This is a genomic window from Streptomyces sp. NPDC023723, assembly GCF_040639815.1.
GTDB lineage: Bacteria > Actinomycetota > Actinomycetes > Streptomycetales > Streptomycetaceae > Streptomyces.
Map to the genome: position 1 here is coordinate 1 of NZ_JBFAAP010000105.1, position 7,570 is coordinate 7,570.

Annotated in this window: 6 protein-coding genes; 1 reads left to right on the plus strand and 5 read right to left on the minus strand. The window is 73.8% G+C overall.

The window, feature by feature from the left end:
- Positions 1–145: 145 nt before the first annotated feature.
- The 5 genes from AB0G32_RS39885 to AB0G32_RS39905 are packed head-to-tail and all read right to left on the minus strand — an operon-like array spanning position 146 to position 5,903.
- Complete coding sequence (locus tag AB0G32_RS39885; protein ID WP_361175819.1) at positions 146–1,456, minus strand: DUF58 domain-containing protein; 1,311 nt, start codon at positions 1,454–1,456, stop codon at positions 146–148.
- Positions 1,456–2,445 (minus strand): MoxR family ATPase, encoded by a 990-nt coding sequence (locus AB0G32_RS39890; RefSeq protein ID WP_361175822.1) that lies wholly within the window; start codon positions 2,443–2,445, stop codon positions 1,456–1,458. The genes AB0G32_RS39885 and AB0G32_RS39890 overlap by 1 nt, the downstream gene beginning before the upstream one ends.
- Positions 2,445–3,728, minus strand: coding sequence for a DUF4350 domain-containing protein (locus AB0G32_RS39895; RefSeq protein WP_361175825.1), 1,284 nt, complete (start codon positions 3,726–3,728; stop codon positions 2,445–2,447). The genes AB0G32_RS39890 and AB0G32_RS39895 overlap by 1 nt, the downstream gene beginning before the upstream one ends.
- Positions 3,725–4,465 (minus strand): DUF4129 domain-containing protein, encoded by a 741-nt coding sequence (locus tag AB0G32_RS39900; protein WP_361175833.1) that lies wholly within the window; start codon positions 4,463–4,465, stop codon positions 3,725–3,727. The genes AB0G32_RS39895 and AB0G32_RS39900 overlap by 4 nt, the downstream gene beginning before the upstream one ends.
- A 37-nt stretch (positions 4,466–4,502) precedes the next feature.
- Positions 4,503–5,903 carry a glycerophosphoryl diester phosphodiesterase membrane domain-containing protein gene (locus AB0G32_RS39905; RefSeq protein WP_361175827.1) on the minus strand — a complete coding sequence of 467 codons (1,401 nt, stop codon included), beginning with the start codon at positions 5,901–5,903 and terminating at the stop codon, positions 4,503–4,505.
- 140 nt (positions 5,904–6,043) lie between these two features.
- On the opposite strand from AB0G32_RS39905, the gene mtnA reads away from it, so the two are divergent.
- Positions 6,044–7,186 carry an S-methyl-5-thioribose-1-phosphate isomerase gene (gene mtnA, locus AB0G32_RS39910; RefSeq protein ID WP_361175830.1) on the plus strand — a complete coding sequence of 381 codons (1,143 nt, stop codon included), beginning with the start codon at positions 6,044–6,046 and terminating at the stop codon, positions 7,184–7,186.
- Positions 7,187–7,570: the final 384 nt, after the last annotated feature.

A 7,570-nucleotide genomic window follows, 5' to 3' on the forward strand; every position in this document is an offset into this window, starting at 1 on the left:
ATGGTACTGCAGGGGGGACCCTGTGGGAGAGTAGGACGCCGCCGAACAATTCTTATAAGGGAAACCCCCGCATCGTGAGATGCGGGGGTTTTCTGTTTGTCGGGAAGTTTTTAGAGGGACCCTGAGGGCCCCTTTTTTGCGTTTGTCAGAGACGTCCTGCCGACTTCAGTGCGAGATAGGCGTCGGAGAGGGCCGGTGCCAGTTCCTCGGGGGTGGCGTCTACGACGGTGACGCCGTGGCGGCGTAGTTGGTCCGCGGTGCGATGGCGGTCCGCTTGGGACTGGGCGGCGGCTGCGGCCTCGTAAACCGAGTTTGTCGTGCCGCGTGACGTGGCCATTCGGGATACGTGCGGGTCGGCGACGGAAGCCAGCAGGACCGTATGGCGCTGGGTGAGCTGCGGGAGTACGGGGAGGAGACCCTCCTCGATGGGTGCCGCTTCCAGAGTGGTGAGCAGGACGATCAGGGAGCGGCGCGGGGCTGTGCGGAGGGCCGTCGCGGTGAGACCGCGCGCGTCGGTTTCGACGAGTTCGGGTTCCAGTGTCGCCATGGCGCTGACCAGGGACGGCAGGACGTCACCCGCGGTGCGGCCCTGGACCAGGGCGCGTACGCGACGGTCGTAGGCCAGGAGGTCGACCCGGTCGCCGGCGCGGGAGGCGAGGGCGGCCAGGAGCAGCGCCGCGTCCATGGCGGAGTCCAGGCGAGGAGCGTCACCCACTCGGCCGGCCGACGTACGGCCGGTGTCGAGGACGACGAGTACGTGGCGGTCGCGTTCAGGACGCCAGGTGCGGACGGCGACCGTGGTGTGGCGGGCCGTGGCGCGCCAGTCGATGGAGCGGGTGTCGTCACCGGGGACGTACTCGCGCAGGCTGTCGAATTCTGTGCCCTCGCCACGGGTGAGGACGCTGGTGCGGCCGTCGAGTTCGCGGAGCCGGGCCAGTTTGGCAGGGAGGTGCTTGCGGCTGGTGAACGGGGGGAGGACCCGTACGGTCCAAGGGACCTGGTGAGTGGCCTGGCGGGTGAAAAGGCCCAGCGGGCCGTAGGAGCGGATCGTCACACGGTCGGCCTGGCGATCGCCGCGGCGGGTCGGGCGGAGGCGGGTGGTGACGCGACGGCGCTCGCCGGGTGGGATGGTCAATCGGTGGCGGGACGAGGTGGTTTCCGTGCCCGGACGCCAGCTGCTCGGGGGCCAGGCGTCGCGGAGACGGGCGCGGAGCGGACGGTTGGCGGGGTTGGTGATCGTGAGGGTGACGTCGGCGCTGTCGCCCAGGCGCACTGAGGTGTCACCGGAGCGGGACAGGCGCAACCGGCGCACGGGGGCGGCCAGGACGTAGTCACAGGCGCAGGCCAGGGCGATGGGGCCGTTGACCGCGAGCATGCCGGTCCAGCCCGGTTCCCAGATGCCGACCGGGAGGGAGCCCAGGGCCGCGAGCAGCGCGGCGCGTCCGGTGGGTGCCATCAGCGGGGGACGGGGACGTTGGCGAGGATCGCGTTGATGACGGAGTCGGCGGTCACGCCCTCCATCTCGGCCTCCGGGCGGAGCTGGACGCGGTGGCGGAGCGTGGGCAGGGCCAGGGCCTTCACGTCGTCCGGGGTGACGTAGTCGCGGCCGGTCAGCCAGGCCCAGGCGCGGGCGGTGGCGAGGAGGGCGGTGGCCCCGCGCGGGGAGACGCCGAGGGAGAGGGACGGGGACTCGCGGGTGGCGCGGCAGATGTCGACGACGTAGGCCGTGATCTCGGGGGAGACGGTGGTCTTGGCGACGGCCGTGCGGGCGGCTTCGAGGTCGGCGGCGCTCGCTACGGGGCGTACGCCCGCGGCGTGCAGGTCGCGCGGGTTGAAGCCCGAGGCGTGGCGGGTGAGGACGTCGATCTCGTTCTGGCGGGAGGGGAGGGGGATGGTGAGTTTGAGGAGGAAGCGGTCCAGCTGGGCCTCGGGGAGGGGGTAGGTGCCCTCGTACTCGACCGGGTTCTGGGTGGCCGCGACCAGGAACGGGTCGGGGAGGGGGCGGGGGGTGCCGTCGACGGTGACCTGGCGTTCCTCCATTGCTTCCAGGAGGGAGGACTGGGTCTTCGGCGGGGTGCGGTTGATCTCGTCGGCGAGGAGGAGGTTGGTGAAGACCGGGCCGGGTTGGAAGGAGAACTCGGCGGTGCGGGCGTCGTAGACGAGTGAGCCGGTGACGTCGCTCGGCATCAGGTCCGGGGTGAACTGCACCCGCTTCGTCTCCAGCCGGAGGGACGCGGCGAGGGCGCGGACCAGGAGGGTCTTGGCGACGCCGGGGACGCCTTCGAGGAGGACGTGGCCGCGGCAGAGCAGTGCCACGACGAGGCCGGTCACGGCGGCGTCCTGGCCGACCACGGCCTTGGCGATTTCCGCGCGCAGGGCCTCGAGGGACGCGTGGGCGTCGCCCGCGGTCCCGGCCGGCCCGGCGTTGTCAGTGGTCGGGTCCATCATGGACGGCGTACCTGCCTTTCGAGTTCGTCGAGTTGATCGGCGAGGGAGATGAGGGCCGCGTCGTCGCCGGGCGGCGGGCCGAAGAGGAGGGTGTGCGGGGACTGACCGGTGCCGGGACCGCCGTGTTCGCCGTGGAGGTGGGCGGACAGGGCGGGGAGCAGGGCCTCGGGCGTGTGCGCCTGGGGTACGGGGATGCCTACCAAGGGGGCGAGGCGCGTGCGAGTGGTGGAGCGAAGAGCGGCGGCCGCGCGGTCGCGGGCGTTCGCCTTGCGGTAGAGGCGGGCGCGGCCTTCGACGGTTTCGGAGGCGCGGACCGCCACGGGGAGTTTTTCGGGCACGAGGGGGCCGAGCCGGCGTGCCCGCCACAGGGCGGCGACGGCGGCGGCGACGAAGAGTTGCAGCGTGCCCCAGAGCCAGCCGGACGGGAGCAGGTCGAAGAGGCTGCGTTCGCCGTCGTCCTCAGCGGTGGTGTCGGAGAGGGAGGGGAGGTACCAGACCAGATGCGGGCGGGAACCGAGGAGTTGGAGGGCGAGCGAGGCGTTGCCGTGCTCGTCGAGGCGGTTGTTGAGGAGGATGTCGGGCGCGCCGAGGATGATCGTGTCGCCCGTGGAGGTGCCTTCGTACGTTCCGTCGGTTCCGTCGGCAGGCGCTTGGGAAGCGCCCGCCGACGGTTGGCCGGTCTGTTCGGGGACACGCAGCAGGGTCGCCAGGCGCTCGCTGCGGTAGCAGGCGTCGGTGTCGGGCTGGACGGTGGTGTAGCGGATGCCGCCGGTGTCGGCGGGGCCCGCGCGCCGGGCGGCGGGGAGGTCGCAGCCGGCGCCCGGGGACAGGGTCGAGTCGAGGCTGATCGCCGGGTCGGCGGTGACGCCGGGGGCGAGGCGCTCGACGGACGCGCTGCCGGGCGCGACGAGGACGGTACGGCCGCCGGAGCCGGCGGCGGCCGAGCGCAGCCGCGTCTGCTGGGCTTCGGTCAGGCGGTCGGGGACGGCGACCAGGAGGGTGGTGTCCGGGCCGGTCGCGGCGCGTGCCTCGGCCAGGGTGCTGACCAGGCGGGTGGACACGCCGCGGTCGGCGAGGAGTTCGGCGACGGCCCGGCTGCCGTAGGGGTCGGCCGAGCGCGGGTCGAGTTCGCCGTGCCGGGCGTCGGAGCGGACGACGGCGATCGCGACGGCTCCCGCGACGAGCAGTACGAGGGCGAGGGCGACGCCGCGCGTGCGGGTCCACAGGTGGCGGGCGGTGGGCGAGGCCGAGGTGGACGGGAGCGTGGCCTCGGTGGTCATCCGGCGGCTCCCTGGCGGGTGTCGGCGTCCGTGCTGTGGGTGGTGGCGCGGCCGGCCGTCCGCGGCCTGGTGCGTTCCAGGTCGCGGTCGAGTCCGGCGACGCGCCGGTACGACTCCTCGGACGCTGCCCGGCCGCCGTATGTGACGTCGTCGAAGTCCCGGGCCGCGGCGCGGAGTCCGTCGGCGTGGGCGGGCAGGGCGCGGCCGGCCTCCATGGCCGCCTCGTCGGCGGTGCGGCCGGGGCGGAGGTCGAGGAGGGCGCGTTCCTCCAGGGCTCGGACGATGGCCCGCATGCGTTCCTGGACGGCCTGGTTCCAGTGGCCCTGGGCGGCGTGTGCCTCCGCCGCGGAACGGTGTTCGGCGGCGCTGCGGGGACGGTCGTCGAAGAGGGCGGCCGTGGTGGTGGGCTCTCGGCGGGGGGCGCCCAGGCGCCACCAGAGGGCGGCGACCACCAGCAGGACGGCGGCGATGATGACGACCAGGCCGAGCGCCCCTCCGGGGGTCGCGGTGGAGGCGGTGCTGAACAGGTCGCCGATCCAGTCCCAGAAGGCGTTGAGGGCACGCTGGAACCAACTGGGGTCGTTCTCGTGGTACATGCGCTTGGCCAGCTCACGCCGGGCGGCCTCCCGGGCGGGATCGCGCGGCGTCGTCAGCGGTGGTGCGTCGTCGGAGCGCGACAGTGCCGGCGTCAGGCCGTGGCCGGCGCGCGGCAGGGTCCGTACGGCGGTGTGCGGCAGCACCTCTGTGAAGACTCCCCCCGTGCCTCTCACCGCATCAGACCCCCGGGCTCGCGCCGGGGGCGTGGTAGCCCTGGACACCGGCGGCGCGGGCCAGTTCGAGGTCGAGGGCCTCGCGGCGGATGCGCTGGTCGATGTAGAGGAGCACGGTGACTCCTGCCGTGATCGGGAAGGTGATCATGGAGCCGATCACCGAGCCGATCCCGCTGATCACCAGGAAGGTCCAGCCGAGGCCGCCGCTGCCGTTGACGAAGCCGCTGACCCCGTCGCCGCTGAGGGCCGCGGCGAGGAAGGTGAAGGGGAGGACGACGATCGACGCGACGACGTTCGCGATGATCGTGGCCAGCAGCTGGATGCCGAAGATCCGCCACCAGGAGCCCTGGACGAGCTTGGTGGAGCGGCTCATCGCCTTCACGATGCTCTGCTTCTCCAGCATCAGCGCGGGCGAGGCCAGGGAGAAACGGATCATGAGCCACACGGCGACGACCGTGCCCGCGACGATGCCCAGGACGCCGAGCGCGATGGCCGCGCCGCCGCCCGCCGTGACCGCGACGATGATGCCGGGCAGTGCGCCGACCGCGACGATTCCCACGGTGATGACCAGCAGGAGGAGGATCAGGCCGAACAGCTTGAGCACCTGGGGGCGGGCGTCCCGCCATGCCTCGCCGGTGGTCACCGGCCTGCCGAGGACGGCGCGGCTGGTGACGGTCGTCAGCAGGGCGGTCGCCATGACCGTGCCGACCAGCGAGATCACGAAGACGACAGCCGAGCTGATCATGGTGCCGGCCATGGCGTCGCCCAGTTCGCTGAGCGTCGCGTTCGGGTCGTTCAGGGCGTCGGTGCTCGCGCTGTCCAGGACCAGGCCCTGGAGCAGGACGACGATGACTTCGGTGACCACCGCGACGGTCAGCGAGATGCCGAGGACCGTGCGCCAGTAGGTGCGCATGGTGGAGACCGCGCCGTCGAGGATCTCGCCGACGCCGAGCGGGCGCAGGGGGATGACGCCGGGCTTGGCCGCGGGTGGGGGGCCGCCCCAGCCGGCGCCCCAGCCGCCGTAACCGCCGGGGCCGCCGTATCCCCCTTGACCTCCGGGGCCGCCTTGGCCGCCGTAACCGCCGCCCCAGCCGCCGCCGGGGCCGTGACCGCCGGGGCCGTGCGGGGCCTGCGGGCCTTGGCCCGGAGGCGGGGTGCCCCAGCCGGGGCCGGGGGGCGGCGGGGGCGGCGGGGCCTGGCCGGTGCCCGTGGGGCCGGTGGGCGCGGACCACTGGCCGGGCGGCGGCTGCTCCTGGGACCACTTCGTGCCGGGGCCTGCGGGATCCGCGCCGGGCCGGTCCGCCGGCTGGTCGGGGCCGGGGCGGTCGGCGGGGCCGGACGCGCCGGGCTGCCGCCCGTCGGACGGGGCGGATCCGGGCGAGGCCCAGCCCGGAGTGTCGTTCATCGTCGCTCCTTCACGGTGCCCGTCCGCGGTCGCGGCGGCAGGTTGGCAGCCATCGTGCCATGGGGTGGTCGCATGGTGACCGGCCGCGGTAGGTGCTGCGCCCCTTCAATTGTCCGACGGATAGCGGGCAGACTGACCGCATGGCTGATCAGTACGCGCAGACCGGCGAGGACAAGCGGCCGACCGACATACCGGCCCTCCGCTGGGAGGAACCCCCCGAAGGCCCGGTCCTGGTCCTGCTGGACCAGACGAGGCTGCCGGCCGAGGAGGTCGAGCTGGTCTGTACGGACGCGCCCGCGCTGGTGGAGGCGATCCGCTCGCTGGCCGTGCGCGGGGCACCGCTGCTCGGCATCGCCGGTGCGTACGGCGTCGCGCTCGCCGCCGTACGCGGCTACGACGTGGACGACGCCGCGAACGCGCTGGCGGGTGCCCGTCCCACCGCGGTGAACCTGGCGGTCGGGGTGCGCCGGGCGCAGGCCGCTCACCGGGCCGCGCTCGCCGAGGGCGGTGGCGCTCCGCAGGCCGCGGCGGCGGCGCTGGCCGCGGCGCGGGCGTTGCACCGGGAGGACGCCGAGGCCAGTGCCCGCATGGCCGAGCACGGGCTGGCGCTGCTGGACGAGTTGCTGCCCGGGGGCGGGCACCGGGTGCTCACCCACTGCAACACCGGAGCACTGGTGTCCGGCGGCGAGGGCACGGCCTTCGCGGTGGCGCTCGCGGCGCACCGGTCGGGACGGCTGCGGCGGCTGTGGGTGGACGAGACCCGTCCGCTGTTGCAGGGCGCCCGGCTCACGGCGTACGAGGCGGCCCGCAACGGCATGGCGTACACGTTGCTCACCGACAACGCGGCCGGTTCGCTGTTCGCGGCGGGTGAGGTGGACGCGGTGCTGATCGGGGCGGACCGGATCGCGGCCGACGGGTCGGTGGCGAACAAGGTGGGGAGTTATCCGCTGGCGGTGCTGGCGCGGTACCACCATGTGCCGTTCATCGTGGTGGCGCCGGTGACGACGGTGGACCCGGACACCTTGGACGGGGCGGCCGTCGAGGTCGAGCAGCGGCCCGCGTACGAGGTGACCGAGGTGTCGGTGCCGCAGGTGCCGGTGACCGGGGCGGGCGGTGGTGTGCCGATCGCGCCGCTGGGGACGCAGGCGTACAACCCGGCGTTCGACGTGACCCCGCCCGAGCTGGTCACGGCGATCGTCACCGAGGAGGGCGTGGTCTCGCCGGTGACGACGGAGTCCTTGGCCGGGCTGTGCGAGAGGGCGCGGCGGGCGACGGCCGGCTGACCGGGCCCGCCTGGACCGGCCGCTCGGTGCGGCGCGTATGACGGGGCGGCAAGCGGGCGGCCGGGGGCCGGGGGCCGGGCGACGGCCGTGAGTGCCGGCGTCGTCAGCGGGCCGTCGGCGGTGGGTGAGGGCTGGTGGGGGTGGCTGGTTGCGGTGTGCTGCTGGCCCCCCCCGCGGGCGTCGCGGGGGGTCGTTGCGGGCGTCTACTTCGGCGGGGGCGAGGTGGTTTGTGCGGTGGTGGGTGAGTGGGACCGGGCGGGTGCGAGCCAGCGAGAAGGTCGATTCGCGCTAAGACGTCATTTCATTTGGTGAGTCTGCGGTGGCATATGAGGGTCGCGGCGATGGCGGTGAAGGCGAGGAAGTGTTCGGGCTTGCGTTCGTAGC

What these genes read in the sequence shown, in the direction of transcription:
- AB0G32_RS39885 (WP_361175819.1), bottom strand. Translation starts at nt 1,456, where the DNA reads ATGGCACCCACCGGACGCGCCGCGCTGCTCGCGGCCCTGGGCTCCCTC.
- AB0G32_RS39890 (WP_361175822.1), bottom strand. Translation starts at nt 2,445, where the DNA reads ATGGACCCGACCACTGACAACGCCGGGCCGGCCGGGACCGCGGGCGAC.
- AB0G32_RS39905 (WP_361175827.1), bottom strand. Translation starts at nt 5,903, where the DNA reads ATGAACGACACTCCGGGCTGGGCCTCGCCCGGATCCGCCCCGTCCGAC.
- mtnA (WP_361175830.1), top strand. Translation starts at nt 6,044, where the DNA reads ATGGCTGATCAGTACGCGCAGACCGGCGAGGACAAGCGGCCGACCGAC.
- AB0G32_RS39895 (WP_361175825.1), bottom strand. Translation starts at nt 3,728, where the DNA reads ATGACCACCGAGGCCACGCTCCCGTCCACCTCGGCCTCGCCCACCGCC.